Origin of the sequence: Streptomyces odontotermitis, assembly GCF_050510915.1 — a bacterium.
Lineage (GTDB): Bacteria > Actinomycetota > Actinomycetes > Streptomycetales > Streptomycetaceae > Streptomyces.
Window position 1 is genome coordinate 106,010 of sequence record NZ_JBNJLS010000017.1, and the last position, 18,069, is coordinate 124,078.

Annotated in this window: 19 protein-coding genes; 14 read left to right on the forward strand and 5 right to left on the reverse strand. The window is 69.8% G+C overall.

What is annotated here, in order from left to right; translation table 11 throughout:
* Positions 1-68 precede the first annotated feature (68 nt).
* Together ACQB60_RS33850 and ACQB60_RS33855 are read right to left on the reverse strand one after the other, a co-directional pair.
* Positions 69-260, reverse strand: coding sequence for a hypothetical protein (locus ACQB60_RS33850; protein WP_496929934.1), 192 nt, complete (start codon positions 258-260; stop codon positions 69-71).
* Between the two features lie 19 nt (positions 261-279).
* On the reverse strand, positions 280-1,131 hold the full coding sequence (locus tag ACQB60_RS33855; RefSeq protein ID WP_496929935.1) for a helix-turn-helix domain-containing protein: 852 nt from the start codon (positions 1,129-1,131) through the stop codon (positions 280-282).
* A 265-nt stretch (positions 1,132-1,396) separates the two neighbouring features.
* On the opposite strand from ACQB60_RS33855, the gene ACQB60_RS33860 reads away from it, so the two are divergent.
* The 9 genes from ACQB60_RS33860 (at position 1,397) to ACQB60_RS33900 (ending at position 10,184) form a co-directional block, all read left to right on the forward strand.
* Positions 1,397-1,900, forward strand: coding sequence for an ATP-binding protein (locus tag ACQB60_RS33860; protein ID WP_496929936.1), 504 nt, complete (start codon positions 1,397-1,399; stop codon positions 1,898-1,900).
* Positions 1,901-1,929: 29 nt separating this feature from the next.
* Positions 1,930-2,358 (forward strand): hypothetical protein, encoded by a 429-nt coding sequence (locus ACQB60_RS33865; RefSeq protein ID WP_496929937.1) that lies wholly within the window; start codon positions 1,930-1,932, stop codon positions 2,356-2,358.
* Between the two features lie 679 nt (positions 2,359-3,037).
* On the forward strand, positions 3,038-3,994 hold the full coding sequence (locus ACQB60_RS33870) for a hypothetical protein (protein WP_496929938.1): 957 nt from the start codon (positions 3,038-3,040) through the stop codon (positions 3,992-3,994).
* Positions 3,995-4,105: 111 nt separating this feature from the next.
* The gene (cpaB, locus tag ACQB60_RS33875; protein WP_496929939.1) at positions 4,106-4,816 is read left to right on the forward strand and encodes a Flp pilus assembly protein CpaB; all 711 of its coding nucleotides are present in this window, start codon (positions 4,106-4,108) and stop codon (positions 4,814-4,816) included.
* 60 nt (positions 4,817-4,876) lie between these two features.
* Positions 4,877-6,487: a CpaE/TadZ family protein gene (locus ACQB60_RS33880; protein ID WP_496929940.1), complete on the forward strand. Its 1,611-nt coding sequence runs from the start codon at positions 4,877-4,879 to the stop codon at positions 6,485-6,487.
* A gap of 101 nt (positions 6,488-6,588) precedes the next feature.
* The gene (locus tag ACQB60_RS33885; RefSeq protein WP_496929941.1) at positions 6,589-6,933 is read left to right on the forward strand and encodes a TadE/TadG family type IV pilus assembly protein; all 345 of its coding nucleotides are present in this window, start codon (positions 6,589-6,591) and stop codon (positions 6,931-6,933) included.
* A gap of 8 nt (positions 6,934-6,941) precedes the next feature.
* Complete coding sequence (locus ACQB60_RS33890; protein ID WP_496929942.1) at positions 6,942-8,294, forward strand: TadA family conjugal transfer-associated ATPase; 1,353 nt, start codon at positions 6,942-6,944, stop codon at positions 8,292-8,294.
* Between the two features lie 37 nt (positions 8,295-8,331).
* Positions 8,332-9,273, forward strand: coding sequence for a type II secretion system F family protein (locus ACQB60_RS33895; protein WP_496929943.1), 942 nt, complete (start codon positions 8,332-8,334; stop codon positions 9,271-9,273).
* 20 nt (positions 9,274-9,293) lie between these two features.
* The gene (locus ACQB60_RS33900; RefSeq protein ID WP_496929944.1) at positions 9,294-10,184 is read left to right on the forward strand and encodes a DUF5936 domain-containing protein; all 891 of its coding nucleotides are present in this window, start codon (positions 9,294-9,296) and stop codon (positions 10,182-10,184) included.
* 13 nt (positions 10,185-10,197) lie between these two features.
* On the opposite strand, the gene ACQB60_RS33905 is transcribed toward ACQB60_RS33900, so the two are convergent.
* The gene (locus tag ACQB60_RS33905; protein ID WP_496929945.1) at positions 10,198-12,459 is read right to left on the reverse strand and encodes a serine/threonine-protein kinase; all 2,262 of its coding nucleotides are present in this window, start codon (positions 12,457-12,459) and stop codon (positions 10,198-10,200) included.
* A gap of 123 nt (positions 12,460-12,582) precedes the next feature.
* Positions 12,583-12,912 (reverse strand): response regulator transcription factor, encoded by a 330-nt coding sequence (locus ACQB60_RS33910; protein ID WP_384846352.1) that lies wholly within the window; start codon positions 12,910-12,912, stop codon positions 12,583-12,585.
* A gap of 265 nt (positions 12,913-13,177) precedes the next feature.
* On the opposite strand from ACQB60_RS33910, the gene ACQB60_RS33915 reads away from it, so the two are divergent.
* From ACQB60_RS33915 to ACQB60_RS33935, 5 genes are all read left to right on the forward strand, one after another.
* Positions 13,178-13,906: a hypothetical protein gene (locus ACQB60_RS33915; protein WP_496929946.1), complete on the forward strand. Its 729-nt coding sequence runs from the start codon at positions 13,178-13,180 to the stop codon at positions 13,904-13,906.
* Between the two features lie 35 nt (positions 13,907-13,941).
* Entirely contained in the window at positions 13,942-15,216 is a 1,275-nt protein-coding gene (locus tag ACQB60_RS33920; protein WP_496929947.1) for a hypothetical protein, read from the forward strand.
* A 41-nt stretch (positions 15,217-15,257) separates the two neighbouring features.
* The gene (locus ACQB60_RS33925) at positions 15,258-15,710 is read left to right on the forward strand and encodes a hypothetical protein (RefSeq protein ID WP_496929948.1); all 453 of its coding nucleotides are present in this window, start codon (positions 15,258-15,260) and stop codon (positions 15,708-15,710) included.
* Between the two features lie 24 nt (positions 15,711-15,734).
* Positions 15,735-16,136, forward strand: a complete 402-nt coding sequence (locus ACQB60_RS33930) for a hypothetical protein (RefSeq protein WP_496929949.1) — start codon at positions 15,735-15,737, stop codon at positions 16,134-16,136.
* Between the two features lie 139 nt (positions 16,137-16,275).
* Complete coding sequence (locus ACQB60_RS33935) at positions 16,276-16,842, forward strand: TlpA family protein disulfide reductase (RefSeq protein ID WP_496929950.1); 567 nt, start codon at positions 16,276-16,278, stop codon at positions 16,840-16,842.
* Here ACQB60_RS33935 and ACQB60_RS33940 read toward each other — a convergent pair.
* Positions 16,808-18,007: an MraY family glycosyltransferase gene (locus tag ACQB60_RS33940; protein ID WP_496929951.1), complete on the reverse strand. Its 1,200-nt coding sequence runs from the start codon at positions 18,005-18,007 to the stop codon at positions 16,808-16,810. The two genes, ACQB60_RS33935 and ACQB60_RS33940, sit on opposite strands and share 35 nt — an antisense overlap.
* Positions 18,008-18,069: the final 62 nt, after the last annotated feature.

Genomic DNA, 18,069 nt, shown 5'->3' on the forward strand with positions numbered 1-18,069 from the left:
AAACTCTAGTCGTCAGGTGTGACAGTTTGCAGTCGGGTAATTGCGGAGTGGCTGGATCGCAACGTGCGTCAGAGCAAGTGGTCCGCTTTGCCTGCCTTGATGTCGCGGATCATGGTGCGGAGTGCCTCGTGGGAGTCGGTGAGGTAGTGGTCCTCCTCGCCGGCTATGGCGATGTAGGCGTTGCCGAGTTCGTCGGTGCCGAGGCGGAAGCAGGAGTTTCCCTCGCCGCAGAACGGGTCGTCCCAGTTGATCTCGGACACGATTACTTCTCCTCAAGAGTCAGAAGGTGGTGGCGATTTGGGCGATGAAGTCGCGGGACGCTTCGGGGGCTAGAGCGATGTTCTCCATCCAGTCCAGATGAGCCCGGTATTTCGCCAACTGCCCCTCGGCATGCAGAAAGTCTGGTCCGTGAGAGTTGTCGACTTGTACGGTGTCCAGCTGTGACACTGGCCCTTCCGCGTAGAGGACTGTCTGACCCGCCCCGGGGAATGCTCCGGCCTCGAATGGGATGACTCTGATCTCGATGTTGGGTTCCTCGGATCGCTTGACCAGGTGGTCGAGTTGTTCCCGGGCGACGTCGGGCCCGCCGAATCGCATACGTAGGGCCGCCTCGTGCACGATCGCGACGAATGGTGTCGGGTCTTCGTCATCCAGGACTTGCTGGCGTTCCACCCGATGGGCCAGGCGCAGGGCGATCTCGTGCTGTGGGAGCTGTGGGATGACGACGCGGAAGACGGCGAGGGCGTGGTCCGAGGTCTGGAGCAGGCCGGGGATGTGCATGGAGTACGCCGCCCGCATGCGTACGGAGTGCTGTTCCAATTCTGCGATGTCCAGCAAGCCTTGAGGTAGAGAACCCCTGTAGCGGTCCCACCAGCCGCGTCGGCCGGGGCGGGCCATGTCTGCCAGGGCATCCACGTAATCAGCGTCTTCGCAGCCGCAGTTGCAGGCAAGCGTGCGCACGCGCTCCGGACTGATCGCGCGCACACCGGACTCGATGTGGGAAATCTTCCCGCGGTCGACTCCCAGCAGTCCGGCGGCGTACTCGGCGGACATGCCTGCTGCCGTACGCATCCTGCGTACTTCGGCCCCGAGGCGCTTCTGACGTTCCGTGGGCGATGTCCTCGCTGCCATGCCACTTCCTCCAAGTGCTGACGTGAGCAGTCTGCCGCTTGCACGTGTGAGCGAGCCACGATCGGGTGCAACTTTCACCGACGAGGGCCAAATTAGCCCCCAACTGCCCTACGTTAAGTAACGCACAAGCTACACACGGCAGTTGGCAGTGCATCGCGCGAGCCTGCCCGCACTCTCCTCCCCTGGGAGGGGCGGGTCCGCGCCAGGGAGACGAGCCACCGCTGCCCGACCACACACCCGTGACCCAGTCACTCAGGGAGCCTCCATGCCTGCCGTCACCCCCTGCCCCGCCAACGGCGACCACCGCACCCCCACCCCCGAAGACCTCGCCTACAGCCTCACCCTTCCCGCCGCCCTCAGCTCGCCTGCCATCGCCCGCGCGGCCACCCGAACCGTTCTCGCCGCGCACGGGCTCACCGCCCTCCTCGACCCGGCGACGCAGATGGTGTCGGAACTGATCTCGGCCGGCTGTCAGTTCGGTGCGGCCAGCGCCGAGGTTTACCTCTCGCTCCGCTTCCGCGACGGCGCCCTCCGCGTCATCGTCTACGACGCACACCCCCGGCACACCCACCCGCGCCTCGCCGCCGCCTGCGACGCTCGGCGCCGTGCCGCCCTGCGCCTGCTGGCTTGTGTGGCGCGTGCGTGTGAGGGGGAGTGGGGGTTCGGGGAGGCGCGGGAGCCGGGTGGGGGGACGCGGATGTGGGGGACGGTGCCGTGTGAGGGTGGGGCGGCGTATGGGTTGGTGCGTCGACCTGGTCGGCGGACGTGAAGTGAGACGTGAAGTGAAAGGGGTCGCGTATGGCGAAATGGGGTTTGGTGGTCGAGACGACCACGGGGTCGGGGGAGCGCAAGTACCCCACCGGATTCGTGATCGGTCACGTGGAAGGAACCCGGGAGGACGCGCTTGCGGAGTTGGAGCGGCACGCGCTCGTCTATCAGCCCGAGCATCCGCGCAGCCCGAAGCGGCGCCGCCTGTACCGGCACGGTGACGGGTTCCTGCTCTTGATCGACGGTGTCCTGCAGGACTTCAGCACCCGGCTCACTGTGGCGGAACTGATCCAGGACTCGGCGGATCCCCGAATCGCCGCACCGCTGGCGGATCCTGGGCCCGAGGATGCTGTACCGCAGGCCACGGACCCGCAGGCCCCGGACCTGGATGCGCAGGCACGGTACGACGACGGTGTGCCGGTGCGGCCCTCTTGGTGGGGGCGCAGTGATCTGTCGTGAGGGCAGACGGTTCCTCAACTCTCCTACGGGACGTACTGCTTCCCTCACTCTGGCCCTCTGGATGGCGGAGGCCCAGGCGGCGGTGGCGGCTCGGACAGGGACCTGCGGGGCCGGCGCTGCCGAGAGTCATCCGGTGGGGGAGCCGACGGGGGAGGCCCCGGTGGCGGGGGCGGAGGCAGTTCCACCACCGGCAGCAGCGGCCCGCCCGCGAGCAGCCGTGCGCGGGTCAACTCGGCACGGCGGCGTGCCAGTGGACCGTCGTCGCGTTCGAAGTCGAGTCGGAACCCGGCTTTGCCGAGGTTGTGGACGCCAAGCAGGCGGTAGCCGAGCGCAAAGGCGATCCAGTCGATGTCGTTTCGTCGGCCGACGTTGAGATGCCGGAGTCTCAGTTCGACGCGTCCACGGCCGTCGAATCTCGCGCGTATCTCATCGATTTTCACCTGGCCCACCCCCGAGAAGATCGTCGGCTACCCGGGCATTCCACAGAGTGATCGTCGCACGCGGACCGGACACCCGCATACGCAACGATCCGGACAGCGGCCCCCTCACCTCACAAGTGAACACTGCGAAGTTGGGTGTTGGCGTGGCCCCTGCCTGGATATGGTGCTGAAGCAGAAGGGGAAGTAGCAGGGGGAAGCGGCAGGGTGAGTATCAGTGCACGTCGACCGGGGGTGTCCGCATGCCGACCGCGATAGCCGTCACCGGCCCCGACCTCGTGCTGCCGTCGCCCGACCGGCACACCCCCTCCGCGGCCGTACTGCAGTCCGCCGTCGCCGCCGCGCGCGATCCGCGGGGAGCCGCCCAGGACTACTCGCTGGACCGGGCGATCACCGAGATGCACACGCTCATCGAGCACCACGGCTACGTGATCGTGCTCTGCCCGGCCTCCGCGCCCGCGCCCGTCGTGCAGCGCCTGCACGCCGTCCGGTCCGTGCTGGAGAGCGACCGGATCGCCTTGCTCCGGCCCGAACTGCCGCCGCTCGGGCTTGCCGTACTCGCGCTGCAGCTAAGGCAGTTGTCCATCTGCGACTTCAGCCCCGGCGTCCTCGCCTGTGCCGGGCGGCTGCTCTCCCACTACATCTACGCGGGCGCCCTGCTCGGCTCCGTCGCCAAGCTCGACCGGGTGCCCGTAAGCCTGCAGTCGCACGCCAAGTCGTGGGTGCCCGGTGCCCAGTTCGCCGTGCTGGCCACGCCCCGGCCCGAGTTGGTGAGGGTGAACGGGAAGGGGGGCGGGGATGCCTGCCCCGCCGGGCCCGGGTTCGCCACCCGGCTGCTGTACGCGCAGGGGCAGCTCGCCCCGGACTGGGTCGCCGTGACCCTCGCCTCGCAGTGGAACGTCCAGGGTGTCAGTGATGTCCGGTTGCCCGCAGAGTCGTCGCGGTGGTGGGCCACCGGCAAGCTCGTTGAGTTTGCCGCCGCCATTCCGGATATTTCCGTGCTCTATCAGCTGGTGTCGTCGGTTCGGAGAGAGGAGTGCCACTGGTGCGGCCTCGAACTCATCGGTGACCGCTGCGCGTTCTGCGCCGCGCCGCTGCCCCCGCCGGACGAGCGCCCCACCGCTTCTCCCGTCACCGCCTCCGCCCCTGCCTCCGTCCTGCCCGCCTCTCGGGACGCCCTGCCCCGCGGCGTGACGTAACAGCCCTCACTCCTCGCATACGCGAGCCCGAAGTACGCCCCACCCCCCTCACCGACCGTAACCACCACCACACGTCCCCAGCACACGTCCCCGATCGAGGTAGTACGGCCCATGAACTCACGCCAGCGCCGCGGCGTCATCCTGCTGGTCCTTTCGGTCCTGACCGCGTTCGGCGCGTTCGCGGGCGTGCTGTCGGTCATCCGTGACGTGAACTCGAAGGTGGGGCCGGAAGTCGCGGCGTACCGGCTCAAGGAGGACGTCGCGCCCTACAAGGCGCTTACGGCCGATCAGTTCGAGAAGACGGAGATGCCGGAGCGGTGGCGGTCGGACACCGCCGTGACCGATCTGCGGCAGATCCGGGGCAAGATCGCCGTCACCCAGCTCCGCAAGGGTTCGCTTCTCCAGACCGACATGATCGTCAAGCGGCCCGAACTCGCCGCCGGGCAGCAGGAGATCGCGATCATGATCGACGCGTCCACCGGTGTCGCGGGCAAGGTCACCCCGGGCTCGAAGGTCAACATCTACGCCACCTTCAAGGCCGAGAACGACAAGAGCAAGGACCAGTCCAAGGTCATCGTGGCGAATGCCAAGGTCATCGACGTGGGCAAGCTGACCCCGTTCGACCCGGAGCAGGACGACCGCACCCGCCGCAAGCAGACCGACGGGGTGCCGATCACCTTCGCGCTGGACACCGCCGACGCGCAGCGCGTCGCGTACGCGGAGTCGTTCGCCACGCACGTGCGGCTCGCCCTCGTCGGCGGGGGCGGGTCGACGAACGTGCCGCCCGGCGACCGGACGTACACCCTCGACGAGGACAAGTAGGAGGCGCGGCATGCCCACCGCAGCAAGCGGCATGGCCACCATCGCAGAGGCGGGCCGCTCATGAGCACCCGCATCCTCCCCGCCATCGCCGACGTCGACGCCGGCCGCGCCCTCTCCAGCCTCATCGGGCAGCTCCCCGACGCCGAACCCGCCCTGCCCGTCGCCGACTCCACCACCCTCATCGACACCCTCGCCCGCCTCGCCGCCGAGTCCGTCGAGGAGCTGCCCGAGGTCGTGCTCGTGCATGAGCGCATCGGGCCGGTCCCCGCCCTCGACCTCATCCGGGACCTGGTGCTCCGCTTCCCGGCCGTCGGCGTCGTCCTCATCACCGCCGACACCAGCCCCGCCCTGCTCACGGCCGCCATGGACTCCGGCGCCCGCGGCATCGTCGGGTTCCCGCTCGCGTACGACGCCCTCGCCGAGCGCGTCCAGGCCGCCGCGGCCTGGTCCGCCGGGATGCGGCGGCACCTGGGCAGCGCGAGCACCGACCTCGTCCCCGGCGGGCACGGCGTCGGAGGCCGCGTCATCGCCGTGACCGGCGCGAAGGGCGGCGTCGGCACCACCCTCACCGCCGTCCAACTCGCCCTCGCCGCCCACGCGTCCGGCCACTCCGTCGCGCTCTTCGACCTCGACCTGCAGTCCGGCGACGTCGCCTCGTACCTGGACGTCCAGTTCCGCCGCTCCGTCGCCGACCTCGCGACCATCCGCGACATCACGCCGCGCGTCCTTCAGGACGCCGTCTTTACGCATGAGTCCGGCATCGGCCTGCTGCTGGCCCCGGCCGACGGTGAACGCGGCGAGGAGGTCACCGACCGGGTCGCCCGTCAGACCCTCACCGCCCTGCGCGGCCGCTACGAGGTGGTGATCGTCGACTGCGGTACGTACGTGACGTCCGCGACCGCCGCCGCCATCGAGACCGCCGACCAGGCGCTGCTGCTGCTCACCCCGGACGTGGTCGCGGTGCGCGCCGCCAAGCGCATGGTGCGGATGTGGGACCGGCTCCAGATCCGCAAGGCCGAGGAGACGATCACGGTCGTCAACCGCCACGCCCGCACCGTCGAGATCCAGCCATCCTTGGTGCAGCGGGTCACCGGCACGCGGGTCGCCAAGTCCACGGTCCCGGCCGCCTTCAAGGAGCTTCAGGCCGTCGTGGACGCGGGCCGGATGCAGGACCTCGACGGCAAGTCGAGCGTGAAGCAGGCGCTGTGGGCCCTGGCGGGGGAGCTGGGCCTCGGCCCCGAGGGCAGGCCCGCCGGAGAGGGTGAGGGCGCCAAGCGCGGTGCCCTGGCCCTCCGCCGCCGCCCCGCGGCTCTGGAGCGGGGCCTCGGCGGCGACCGTGGCGCGGTCACCCTGGAATTCGCGGGCATGTTCCCGATCCTGCTGGTCCTGATCACGATCCTCTGGCAGTGCGCCCTGTACGGCTACACGTACTCCCTCGCGGGCAACGCGGCCGACGAGGCGGCGCGCGCGGCCACGGTGGGCAACTCCTGCGCGGCGGCCGCCCACAAGCACCTCCCCGGCGCGTGGAAGAGCGCGGCGGTCTCCTGCACGGAGGAGGGCTCGGTGGTCAAGGCGCGCGTGGAGGCGAAGGTCCCCTTGTTCTTCCCGGGGTTCGACGCGGGCTGGAAGGTGAAGGCGGAGGCAGGGGCGGCAAGGGAGAGCGACGGATGATGGCCGGGGGATCCTTCCAGCCCGTCCGGCGTTTGAGGACGAGGCGCGCAGCGCCGACGGGGGCGCCGCACCAGCGCCGTTGGCGCGACGACGGCGTCTCCATGCTCGAGTTCGCCGGCTTCCTCCCCATCCTCCTCCTCGTAGGACTCGCAGCCATCCAGCTCGGCCTCGTCGGCTACTCGGCCAACCAGGCGGGCTCGGCGGCCCGCGCGGCCGCCCGTACCGCCAGCCAGGGCGACGACGGCACCGCCGCGGGCTACGCGGCCATGGACGGCGGCCTGACCGCCGAGATCACCACCAGCGACAACGGCGACACGACCACCGCCACCGTCAAGGTCCACGTCCCCACCCTCCTGCCCTTCGTGGACAGCGACTGGTCGGTCACCCGCAAGGCCACGATGCCCAACGACGACACAGAGCAAGACGACACAGAGCAAGGGGGTTGAGCCGGAGGATGAGCCTGCGGTCCCGCGTCACCACTCCATCGACGGGCCCCGTCGCCCCCAGCCGCGACGACGGCCTCGTGGCCGTGTACCGCGCCAAGCTCCTGGAGGAGATCGACCTCGCGGAGATGTCCTCGCTCGCGGCGGCGGACCGCCGCGTCCGGCTGGAGCGCGTCCTCGGCCACATCATCAGCCGCGAGGGCCCGGTCCTCTCCTCCGCCGAGCGCGCCCACCTGATTCGCCGCGTCGTCGACGAGGCCCTCGGCCTCGGCGTCCTCGAACCGCTCCTCGCGGACGCCTCCATCACCGAGATCATGGTGAACGGCCCCGACGCGATCTTCGTGGAGCGGGCCGGAAGGGTCGAGCAACTCCCGCTCCGCTTCGCCTCGAACGACCAGCTCATGCAGACGATCGAGCGCATCGTCTCCACCGTGAACCGCCGCGTCGACGAGTCGAACCCCATGGTCGACGCCCGCCTCCCCACCGGCGAGCGCGTCAACGTGATCATTCCGCCGCTCGCCCTGACCGGCGCGACCCTCACCATCCGCCGCTTCCCGCGCGCCTACACGCTCCAGGAGCTGATCGGACTCGGCTCGCTCGACGAGCACATGGTGATGCTGCTCTCGGCGTTCGTCCGCGCCCGCTTCAACATCATCGTGTCCGGCGGCACCGGCTCCGGGAAGACGACGCTCCTCAACGCCCTCTCCGGCCTGCTGCCGGCCCACGAGCGCATCATCACCATCGAGGACTCGGCCGAGCTCCAGCTCCAGCAGGACCACGTCATCCGCCTGGAGTCCCGCCCCCCGAACGTCGAGGGCAAGGGCCAGATCACCATCCGCGACCTGGTCCGCAACAGCCTGCGCATGCGGCCCGACCGCATCATCGTCGGCGAGGTCCGCGGCGGCGAGACCCTCGACATGCTCCAGGCCATGTCGACGGGCCACGACGGCTCGCTCGCCACCGTCCACGCCAACACCGCCGAGGACGCCCTCATGCGTCTCCAGACCCTCGGTTCGATGTCGGAGGTCCAGATCCCCTTCGAGGCGCTGAAGGACCAGATCAACTCGGCCGTCGACGTCGTCGTGCAGCTCACCCGGCACGCCGACGGCTCCCGCAAGATCGCCGAGATCGTGCTGCTCGTCTCGCAGGGCCGCCAGCAGTTCCGCATCGCGCCCGTCACCCGCTTCGTGCCGCGCCCGCTGGGCCCCGACAGCTCCGCCCGCGCCGTGCACGGCTACTACGAGCACCTGCCCCTGCCGCGCGCCGTCGCCGAGCGCCTGTACGTGGCGAACGAACCGGTGCCGCCCGCCTTCGGTGTCGCGGAGGCCATCGACGTACGGAACACAAGGGAAGCCATCGGATGACACGGACGACTCGGACGGCTTCCTCGGAGGAACCCTCATGAACGACCCGACCCTCCTGGCCCTCGGCGCCACGGTCCTGACGGGCACCCTCGCCGTCGCCGGAGTCCAGACGTACGCGTCCGGGCGCGCCCAACGCCAGGCGCTGGAGGACCGGTTGACGGCGGACCTCGGCGCGGGGGCCGGGGCCTCGCGGGGACGCCGGTTCGCGGGCGTCGACCGCCGGCTGCGCCGCACCCGGCTCGGCCGCGCCATCCACCTGCGCCTGTCCGCGACCGGACTCGACCTCACGGCGGGCGAGTTCTTCGTGTACGTGGTGTCGGTGGTCGTCGCGCTCTGGCTGATGGCGGCCGCGACCCTCGCGCCCTTCTTCGGCCCGATCGCGGGCGTCGTCGCGGTGTGGAGCGCCGTCGTCTTCCTCAACTGGCAGCGCCAGAAGCGCATCGAGGCGTTCATCGCGCAACTCCCTGACGTGGCCCGCATCCTGGCCAACGCGACGGCGGCGGGCCTCGCCCTGCGCACGTCCCTGGCGATGGCGGCGGAGGAGCTCGAAGCCCCGGCGGGTGAGGAACTCTCGCACGTGGCCGACCAGTTGACGATGGGCCGTTCCGTGGACGACACCCTCGGTGAACTGGCGGAGCGCCTCCCGTCCCGCGAGCTGATCGTCCTCGTGACGACCCTCGTCCTCGCCAACAAGGCGGGCGGCTCCGTCGTCAACTCCCTCCGCAACCTCACGCAGACCCTGGAGGACCGCAAGGAGACCCGGCGCGAGGTCCGCACCATGCTCTCGGAGGTCAACGCGACGGCCTTCACCGTCCCGCTCCTCGGCCTCGGCTCGCTCCTCCTGATCAACTCGTCGAACGAGGGCGCCCTGGCCCGTGTCACCGGCTCCCCGGTCGGCCAGCTCCTGATCCTGATCTCCCTCGGCCTGTACGCGGTGGGCTTCTTCGTGATCCGCCGCCTCGGCAAGATCGAAGTCTGAGAAGGGAGTCGGAGAACACCATGCTGGCTCTAGGACTCGCCGCCCTGATGGCCCTGGCCGTCGTGGGCGTCTTCCAGGGCGTCCGCATGTACCGCGCGGACGCCAAGCTCCCCTCCGACCTCGCGGTCGCCCTGGAGGTCGGCGCGACCCGCGTCTCGGCGCCCTCCTCGGCCGTGGACCGCCTGGGCATGCGCTTCGCGCCGCTCATCCTCCGCCTCATGGGCCCCAAGCGGGTCGACGCCAAGCGCCGCAAGATCGACCAGGCGGGCAACCCCGGCGGCCTGACGATCGACCGCTACGCCGCCCGCCGCGCGGTCTACGGCGTCTTCGGCGTCGTCCTCGGCCTGGTCTTCCTCACCAACGGCCAGCTCCTCTTCGCCGTCCTGACCTTCGCCTTCGGCCTGCTCGCCGCGGACGCCCTGATCTGGCAGGCGATCCGCGAACGCCGCGAGGTCATCGACCGTACGCTCCCCGACTTCCTCGACGTCCTCGCCGTCGTGGTCTCCGCGGGCCTCGGCTTCCGGCAGGCCCTGGACCGTGTCGCGGAGAAGTACGAGGGGCCGTGGGCCGACGAACTCCGCATCACCCTGCGCCAGATGGACATGGGCGTCAGCCGCCGCCAGGCGTTCGACGAACTGCGCCGCCGCAACGCCTCCGAGCAGGTCTCACAGTTCGTCTCCGCCCTCCAGCAGGGCGAGGAACTGGGCTCCCCGATCGCGGAGACCCTGATCCAGCTCGCCACGGACATGCGCCGCACCGACGCCCAGAACTCCCGCCGCCGCGCCGCCAAGACCATCCCCAAGGCGACGATGGTCACGCTGGTCTTCATGCTCCCCGCGACGATGATCCTGATCGCGGCGGGCATGTTCCTCGGCTCGGGCTCGGACTTCGGCTCGATCCTGAACCGCTAGCGGTACGCGGGCGTCAGTCGTACGCCTTCACGCACAGCACCGTCTCGCCGCCGTCCACCTTCGTGGACCAGTACGTGTTCGTGTCGTACGACCCGTGGTGGCAGTCGGAGGGGTTGAAGGTCGACGCCCGGTAGATGTTGGTGACGACCACGATCTCGTTGTACGCGGCGGGGACCTTGCGGTCCGTGCAGTTCACGGACGACAGCATCGCGATGGAGGGCAGGCTGTTGCCCTCGTGCCGGGCGAGCAGACAGGAGCCGTGCTCGTACCGGCCGGACAGGCACAGCGAGACGTCCCCGTGCGACCAGGTGGCCCGCCCGCCGCCGCTCGGACAGCCGCCCGTGGTCCCGGTGACCCGCACGCGCGTACCCGATCCCGAGCAGGAGGTCGTGGACGGCTCGTCCTCGCTCCAGTCGTACGAGCTGTCGCCGCCGTACCCGGTGTCGTAGGTGCTGAGGCAGTCGCCGGCCGACACGGCTTCGAATGCCTCTTCGGTGGGGTCGGGCTCCGGTGAGCTGGTCTCGGGGTCGGGTGCGGAGCCGCCGCTGGAAGAGCTGGCAGAGCTGGACGAACTCGTGTCTGTGTCCGTGTCGGTGTCACCGAGACTGTCACTGTCACCGAGCCCGCCGGAGCTGCTGCCACTGCTGCCGTCGCTGCTGCCGCCGCTGGTCAGGGGCTGGCTGTAGCTCGGGGTCGGGCCGCTGTCCGGGTCCTCGTCCTTCTTGTCCCAGGGGTGCCAGGCGATGAGCCCGATGACGGCCGCGACGACGAGGAGAACGCCCAGGCCCGCGCCGCTGTCGCCGGAGGCGGGCTTCTTCGCGGGGGCCTTCGCACCGGAACCGGTGCTCTTGGTGGCGGACGAGGACGAGTTCGCGGAGGACGTGGTCCTGGTCCGGGTCGCCTCGCGCGCAACCCGCTCACGTTCCGCACGCTCCCGCTCTTTCCGCTCCCGCTCTTTCCGTTCCTTCTCCTTGCGTTCCTTCTCCTTGCGTTCCCGCGCCTCCCGCTGCTTCTCCTTGGCCTCCCTCTCCTTGCGCGCCTTCTCCTCCCGCTCGCGCTCCTTCCTCTCCTGCTCCCTCTGTTCCGCCGCCTCCTTCCGCTCCCGCTCCCGCCGCCTGCGCTCTTCTTCCTCCTCGCGCGCCTGCTCCCTGGACTCGGCCTCCGCCTGTTCCTCGGCCTGCGCCTGTACGAGCGCGTCCCGCTGCACCCGCAGCGCCTCCAGCTGCTCCCGCATCTCGGTGAGCGCCTCGTCGACGGCCCCCGTGCCCTCCCTGCCCGCCACGCCCTCGTGGCCGGATTCCGCCCGCACCTGCGTGCGTGCCTCCGCGGCCGCCAAGTCCAGCGTCCCGTCGGCGAGTTGGCGTCCCTGGGACGCGTACGCCTCGACCAGTGAGCACCACTCGTCCGGGAGCCGCCGCCCCGCGCCCCGGCAGTCCCGCAGGACGTCCGCGGGGGTGGGCCTGCGGGCGGGGTCGGGGTCGAGGAGGGGCAGGATCAGGGGTTCGAGCTCCGGAGGCAGTCCGCTCGTGTCGGTCTCGCCGCGCTGGACGAGGGCGAGGACCCCGATGGAGTGGTCGGTCTGCGCGTACGGCGGGCGGCCGACCGCGAGGAAGAACAGCGTGGCCCCCAGCGAGTACAGGTCGGAGGCGGCCGTCGACCTGCGGCCGCTCGCCTGCTCCGGCGAGGTGAACGCGAACGTGCCGATGGTCGTCGTCGAGCTGGTGTGGTCGTGGGCGTGCGAGATGCCGAAGTCGATGAGGCGGGGGCCGTCGTGGGGGAGCAACACGTTCAGTGGCTTGATGTCGCGGTGCACGACGCCGAGGGCGTGCAGCTCGACCAGGGCCCGCGCGGCCCCGGCCGCCACCCAGCGCACCCCGGCGGCGGGCAGCGTCCCGGCGCCGAGGACGAGTTCGGTGAGGCTCGGCGCCGGGATGAACTCGATGGCGAGCCACGGCCGTTCGGCCCGGGCGTCGGCGTCGAGCACCGTCGCGGTGTATGCGCTGTCGACGCGCCCCGCGAGCTCCACCTCGCGCGCGAACCGGTCCCGGTCGGGGCGGCTCACGAACCCCTCGGCGAGCAGCGTCTTGACGGCGACGAGCCCGTGGTCCACGGCGGTCCCGGTGGGCCCGGCAGTGCTCGCGCGGGTGCCGGGCGCCTCCTGCCGCGCGAGGTAGATCCGGCCCATCCCGCCGGTCGCGATGCGCCGCAGCAGCCGGTACGGACCGAGCCGCTCCGGGTCGCTCGACTCCAGCCCGTACAGCTTCATTCCCGCCATGTGGCCCCACTTCCCCCGCCCGTCGCCGCGTGCCCAAACAGTGGCAGTGGCAAGGGAGTTGAGGAAGTGGGGCCCCGACTTCTATGACAAGGATGTAACCGACGCTTACATAGGCAGTGGGCTTCAGGCCACGGAACTGAGCACGTCCTCCGGCTCCTCCTGTGCCCGTGCACACCCCTCGTCCTCGCAGAGCGCCTCATGCAGCAGTACGGAGACCACCGCGGCCGACAGCCGCGACGGCAGCTCCAGCTTGTCCAGGACGCGTGCGGTGTGCGCCTTCACCGTGCGCTCCGAGATCCCCAGCGCTCTGGACAGCTGGCGGTTGCTCATCCCCGTCCCGAGCAACAGCAGCACCTGGCGCTCTCGGTCGGTGAGCCGGTCGAGGTGGACGGTCTCAGCGATCGGATCGCTGCCGGGAGTCCGGTACGGGCAAGGGTCGGCCGACTTCTGCAAACGGGCATTGAGCACATGTCCCCCATGTTCTGCAAACTGCAAACCCGTCCGTGAAAGGCACGACGGGCGCCTGCGCCGGCACCGCTGGGCGGAGCGGCAGCAGGCATGGATCAAACTATCCGACGGCACTGACAACACCTTCTCATCCGGCCAGTTGCCCTTTTGGGCAGTGCCTTGTGGGCCACTGCCCGAAGATCCAATACCGTGGCTCGTTCCGCGTCTCTACGTTCAACTCGTCCCTGAAACACGGAACCGAGGAGACCAAATGCGCATCCGCAACATTCGCACCGCCACGGTGGCCACCCTCGCCGCCCTCGCCGTCGCCGCCCCCGCCGGTGCCGCCTTCGCCGACAGCCACGCCGCTGCCGACGCCGCCGCCAAGCCCGGCAAGCTCACGGTCAAGAGCTACAAGTCGTACCTGCAGAAGCAGCGCACCCCCGCCGCGAAGAAGACCCTGGTGGCGTTCCGCGCGCTGCCGAAGGGCAAGCAGGTCACGTTCGTGAAGCAGCTGCAGAACCGCGAGGCGTACGTGGCGCTCGCGGGCTCCACCAAGGGCAGCGTCAAGACGGGCAAGCGCTCCTCCTCGGTCAGCGTGAACAAGGCCGTCACGATCACGCGTTCGTCGAAGGTCGTCAGTGGCCCGGGCAAGGCCCCCAAGGCCATCTCGTACCGCCTGACCGAGAAGATCTTCGGCATCCCGGTCACCAGCGAGCAGATCACGGTCAAGTACCAGCTCGCCTCGAAGGGCAAGGCCAAGAAGGTCGTCAAGGCGGCCGGCGCCGCCAAGGTGGTCAACACCAACGCCGCGATCGGCATCTCCGGCCCGAAGGCCGTCAAGGTCAAGACCAAGGGCGGCTACGTCATCGCCAAGACCGTCTTCCGCGCCACCCCGCAGGTGAAGTCGTTCGGCAAGAAGGTCGTCAAGGACGCGACCGTCCGCGCCTCCCACACCAAGGCCGGCGCCTACTGGTCCGCCAGCCTCAACAACCGCTGACCCTCGGCTGATCCGGAGCACGGAGCACACACCCCATGCCAACCACCCCTGAAAACGAGGGTGTTCCCAGCACCCCGCGCCTCCAGCGCGTTCCCCGCGCTGTCGCGCTGACGGTGCTGCCGCTGGCCCTGTTCGCCGGGACGGCGGTCGCCTCGGCCGCCGCCTCGGCGGACAGCGCCGCGCCGCAGGTCACTTCGGCGTCGAAGGCGGTCTTCGTCCTCGACGCCGACAGCGGCAAGTTCGGCGCGCCGTCGGCGGGTTCGCGGTCCGCGTCCGCCTCGGCGGCCAAGGCGGGCAAGCTCACGCTCGCCGCCTCGTACAACGGCAAGGCCACGGACAGCCAGATCCTGTCGGCCGGCAAGCAGAAGGTGATCGCCGACACCACGCTCGCCTCGTCGCCGAACAAGAACGAGCGCGCCGCCTGGGCCGCGTCGTCGAAGTTCGTCGACCTGTCCTGGCCCGACCTCGGCGCCAAGCACTACGCGGTCTACCGCGACGGCGTCAAGATCGCGGACACGGCGGCGCACAGCCTGCGCGACTCCGGTGTGACGGCGGGCAGCGAGGCCGACTACAAGATCACCGGCGTGGTCGACGGCCTCGGTCACACCTGGGGCCTGAGCGCCACGGTCCCGGCCAAGGACGACGCGGCCACGCTCGCGTCGACGGCCGAGCAGATCGAGGCGAAGGCGAAGAAGTACAGGTACACCACGGTGGTGTGGCGCTCCTTCATCCGGCAGAAGTGGGCCACCGTCCCGAAGGCGCTCTCCGGCATCTCCGGCTGCAAGTACACCAAGGGCTACAAGTACCGGGGCGACAACCGCGGCTTCTCCAGGTCGGTGAAGGGCCCGTCGTTCCGTGCGGGCGTCCGTGGCTCGGTGTCCTGGAGGGTCTCGAAGTACACCCTGTACCCGAAGACCGGCTGGACGAAGGTCTACAAGAACAACGGCAAGTTCGTGGCGAAGCGCAAGGCGTCGACGAAGAAGATCGACTTCAAGACGATGACGCGCTTCAACGGCAAGACCCGCGCCGTGCGCGCGCGGATCGAGGCCACGGACCCGTTCTGCCCCTCCGGCGGCATCCGCAGGGCGGGCATCGGAGTCACCTACGACGCGCGCCTCGCACGCAACGGCGACTTCTACGTCTCGGGCAAGTACCGCAAGGCACCGGACCACGAGATGTACATCTACGGCTACACCAGCAAGAACCGGCACAGCACGAAGACGGTGCACCAGTCGCGGAACAAGAGCCTCCTGTGCCTGTCCCAGCCGGCTTGCGAGCGTGGCACGATCGGCAACAGCGGCGGCTACTAGCCCGCTGAGCACCACTGTTGCCACAGACAGGAGACCCCCCCATGTTCACTCCCTGGCGCAGCGCCGCCCTCTACGCGGCCGTGATCACCGCGGGATCAGCGGCGATCGGAGCGCTGGTGGAGGCGGCGTGGCTCCTGGCGTCGGGACCACGGACAGCGGAGTGGGGGACGATGCTCATCGTCTCCCGCTACCAACTGGCGTTCCTGCCCTTGGTGTTCGCGGTCCTGACGGTGGCCCGCAAGGTGTGCGCGGCGCTGCCCCGCTGGCGGGTGATAGTCACCGACTGTTCCCTGTACGGGCTGACGCTCCTGCTCGCCGCCTTCCTCGTCACGCTGCCCGACGGCGTGACCGAAGCGGCGGACGCACCCTTCGTGGTGGGTTTCCTGGCGATGTTCAACCTCCAGATCCCGGCGGCTCTCCTGCTGTCGGGCTGGGCGTCGGGCCGGCTGACGCTGGCGATGCGCGCCCGGGAACGAACCTTCACCTTCGGGTGATCAACCGATACAACGGGGCATTTGATGAAGCACATGGGCCGGATAGCGAAGACCGCCGGAGTGGGCGCGGCGGTTGCCGCCCTCGCCCTGAGCGCCTCAGCGGACGCCTTCGCGGCGGGGGGCCGCTGGGACACCGAGTGGAGGACCAATGGCCGCACGCAGTCCACGGGCCTCCACAAGGTCAACAAGGGCAAGCACTTCCTGCACGCCGGCGTCAAGGGCAACGGGAACCACCGGTTCAAGGCCGTGGCGTACCGCGCCGTGGGCGCGAAGGGCGGCGGGAACGACATCAAGGTGCAGACGGTCACGGGCAAGGACGAGGGCGCCGAGCGCGTGGCCGCCTGGAAGTCCTACAAGGCCGGCAAGTACTACGTCGTCTTCAAGTACTCGGTGAAGAACAAGAAGGCGTACGGCGGCATCGGCTAACTCCGCCGACCCGCCAACTCCGCCCGGAACTCCGCCCAGCCGCTGACCACACGCGGCTGGGCGGTCCCTGTTTCCCCCCTACAGGCCCCTGTTTCCCCACTGCAGGCCCCCGTTTCCCCCTCTGGCAGACTCTCGGATCATGAAGACGAAGACACTGACGCTTCGCACGGCCGCCGCCGTCTCCCTCCTGGCCCTCGTGTGCGGCTGCTCCTCGGGCGGTACGGCGGACAAGGGGAAGCGGACCGGCCCCCTGAAGTCCTACGCGCCCGCCGACCGCAAGCAGGCCCCGGCCTGGTCGGGCGAGACGGTGGACGGCAAGAAGATCGACCTCGCCGCCGACTACCGGGGCAAGGTCGTGGTGGTCAACGCGTGGGCGTCCTGGTGCCCGCCGTGCCGCCTGGAGGCTCCGGGCCTCTCCCGCTTCAACAAGGAGATGAAGGACAAGGACGTCGCCGTGGTCGGCATGAACGCCGACGCGAACGTCGCCAACGCCCGCTCCTTCGAGAAGGACAAGGAGCTCTCCTACCCCAGCCTGCACGACCCGTCGGGCCGCAAGCTGCTCCAGATGCCCAAGGGCCTCGCGAATCCCACGAGTTACCCCTACACGCTCTTCTTCGACCGCAAGGGCCGCATCGCGGCGTCGCACATCGGCCCGATCGCGGAGACGAAGGTCAAGGACATCGTGAAGCCGCTGACGAAGGAGTGACGGCGCCGCCGCCGTCACCGGGGGCCACCCGCTCCACCGCCCGCCCCCTGCCGGGCGCGAATCGGGGAAGCAGCAGTAGGACGAGCCCTCCGGCGCTCGCGGCCATCAGCCCGAGGACGATCCACAGCGCCCCGTCGTTGGCGGAGACCGCGACGGTGCCGAAGGCGAAGAGGGCCGACCAGAAGTACATGATCAGCACCGCGCGGGGGTGCGAGTGCCCGATGCGCAGCAGGCGATGGTGCAGATGCCCCTTGTCCGCGGCGAACGGCGACTGCCCGCGCCAGCTCCTGCGTACGACGGCGAGCACGAGGTCGGCGAGCGGGAGGGCGAGCACGGTGAGCGGCAGCAGCAGCGGAATGTAAATGGGCACCATCGTCTGGGTGGCGTTCCGGGTGCTGCCGGTGACCTGCACCAGCAGATCGGGGTCGACCTGCCCGGTGACGGATATCGCGGACCCGGCCAGCACGGTCCCGATGAGCATCGACCCCGAGTCCCCCATGAAGATCCGCGCGGGATGCAGATTGTGCGGCAGGAACCCCACACACATGCCCACCAGAACGGCGGAGAAGAGCGCGGCGGGCTGGGCGGCCTCGATCCCGTATCCGTACCAGAGCCGATACGCATGCATGAGAAACGCGGCGGCAGCGATGCACAACATCCCTGCGGCGAGCCCATCGAGCCCATCGACGAAATTGACGGCGTTGATGGTGACGACGACCAACGCGACGGTGAGCAGCGCCCCTTGGGCCTCATTCAAGTAGACGGTCCCGTACCCCGGCACGGGCAGCCACAGAATGGTGAGCCCCTTCAGGACCATGATCCCGGCGGCGAGGATCTGCCCGCCCAGCTTGATGAGGGCGTCGAGCTCGAACTTGTCGTCCAGCACACCGATGAGCCAGATGACGGCGGTCCCGGCGAGCAGAGCCTGCGGCTGCCCACCGTCGAAGACGCTCTCGAGCTCGGGCAGCCCCCTGGCGATGACGAGCCCCGCGCACAGCCCGCCGAACATCGCGATGCCGCCGAGCCGCGGGGTGCGCACCTTGTGCACATCGCGCGCGCGGATCTCCGGGGCGGCCCCGATGTGCAGGGCGAACTTCCGTACGGGTTCGGTCAGTAGATAGGTGACGGCTGCGACCAGGCACAGGGTCAGGAGATAGTGCCGCACGAGTCCTCGTCCGGGTCCGGGTAGCTGGGTGTAGGACTCACACAGTAAAGGGCGTGCCAACG

What these genes read in the sequence shown, in the direction of transcription:
- ACQB60_RS33855 (WP_496929935.1), bottom strand. Translation starts at nt 1,131, where the DNA reads ATGGCAGCGAGGACATCGCCCACGGAACGTCAGAAGCGCCTCGGGGCC.
- ACQB60_RS33860 (WP_496929936.1), top strand. Translation starts at nt 1,397, where the DNA reads ATGCCTGCCGTCACCCCCTGCCCCGCCAACGGCGACCACCGCACCCCC.
- ACQB60_RS33865 (WP_496929937.1), top strand. Translation starts at nt 1,930, where the DNA reads ATGGCGAAATGGGGTTTGGTGGTCGAGACGACCACGGGGTCGGGGGAG.
- ACQB60_RS33870 (WP_496929938.1), top strand. Translation starts at nt 3,038, where the DNA reads ATGCCGACCGCGATAGCCGTCACCGGCCCCGACCTCGTGCTGCCGTCG.
- cpaB (WP_496929939.1), top strand. Translation starts at nt 4,106, where the DNA reads ATGAACTCACGCCAGCGCCGCGGCGTCATCCTGCTGGTCCTTTCGGTC.
- ACQB60_RS33880 (WP_496929940.1), top strand. Translation starts at nt 4,877, where the DNA reads ATGAGCACCCGCATCCTCCCCGCCATCGCCGACGTCGACGCCGGCCGC.
- ACQB60_RS33885 (WP_496929941.1), top strand. Translation starts at nt 6,589, where the DNA reads ATGCTCGAGTTCGCCGGCTTCCTCCCCATCCTCCTCCTCGTAGGACTC.
- ACQB60_RS33890 (WP_496929942.1), top strand. Translation starts at nt 6,942, where the DNA reads ATGAGCCTGCGGTCCCGCGTCACCACTCCATCGACGGGCCCCGTCGCC.
- ACQB60_RS33895 (WP_496929943.1), top strand. Translation starts at nt 8,332, where the DNA reads ATGAACGACCCGACCCTCCTGGCCCTCGGCGCCACGGTCCTGACGGGC.
- ACQB60_RS33900 (WP_496929944.1), top strand. Translation starts at nt 9,294, where the DNA reads ATGCTGGCTCTAGGACTCGCCGCCCTGATGGCCCTGGCCGTCGTGGGC.
- ACQB60_RS33905 (WP_496929945.1), bottom strand. Translation starts at nt 12,459, where the DNA reads ATGGCGGGAATGAAGCTGTACGGGCTGGAGTCGAGCGACCCGGAGCGG.
- ACQB60_RS33915 (WP_496929946.1), top strand. Translation starts at nt 13,178, where the DNA reads ATGCGCATCCGCAACATTCGCACCGCCACGGTGGCCACCCTCGCCGCC.
- ACQB60_RS33920 (WP_496929947.1), top strand. Translation starts at nt 13,942, where the DNA reads ATGCCAACCACCCCTGAAAACGAGGGTGTTCCCAGCACCCCGCGCCTC.
- ACQB60_RS33925 (WP_496929948.1), top strand. Translation starts at nt 15,258, where the DNA reads ATGTTCACTCCCTGGCGCAGCGCCGCCCTCTACGCGGCCGTGATCACC.
- ACQB60_RS33930 (WP_496929949.1), top strand. Translation starts at nt 15,735, where the DNA reads ATGAAGCACATGGGCCGGATAGCGAAGACCGCCGGAGTGGGCGCGGCG.
- ACQB60_RS33935 (WP_496929950.1), top strand. Translation starts at nt 16,276, where the DNA reads ATGAAGACGAAGACACTGACGCTTCGCACGGCCGCCGCCGTCTCCCTC.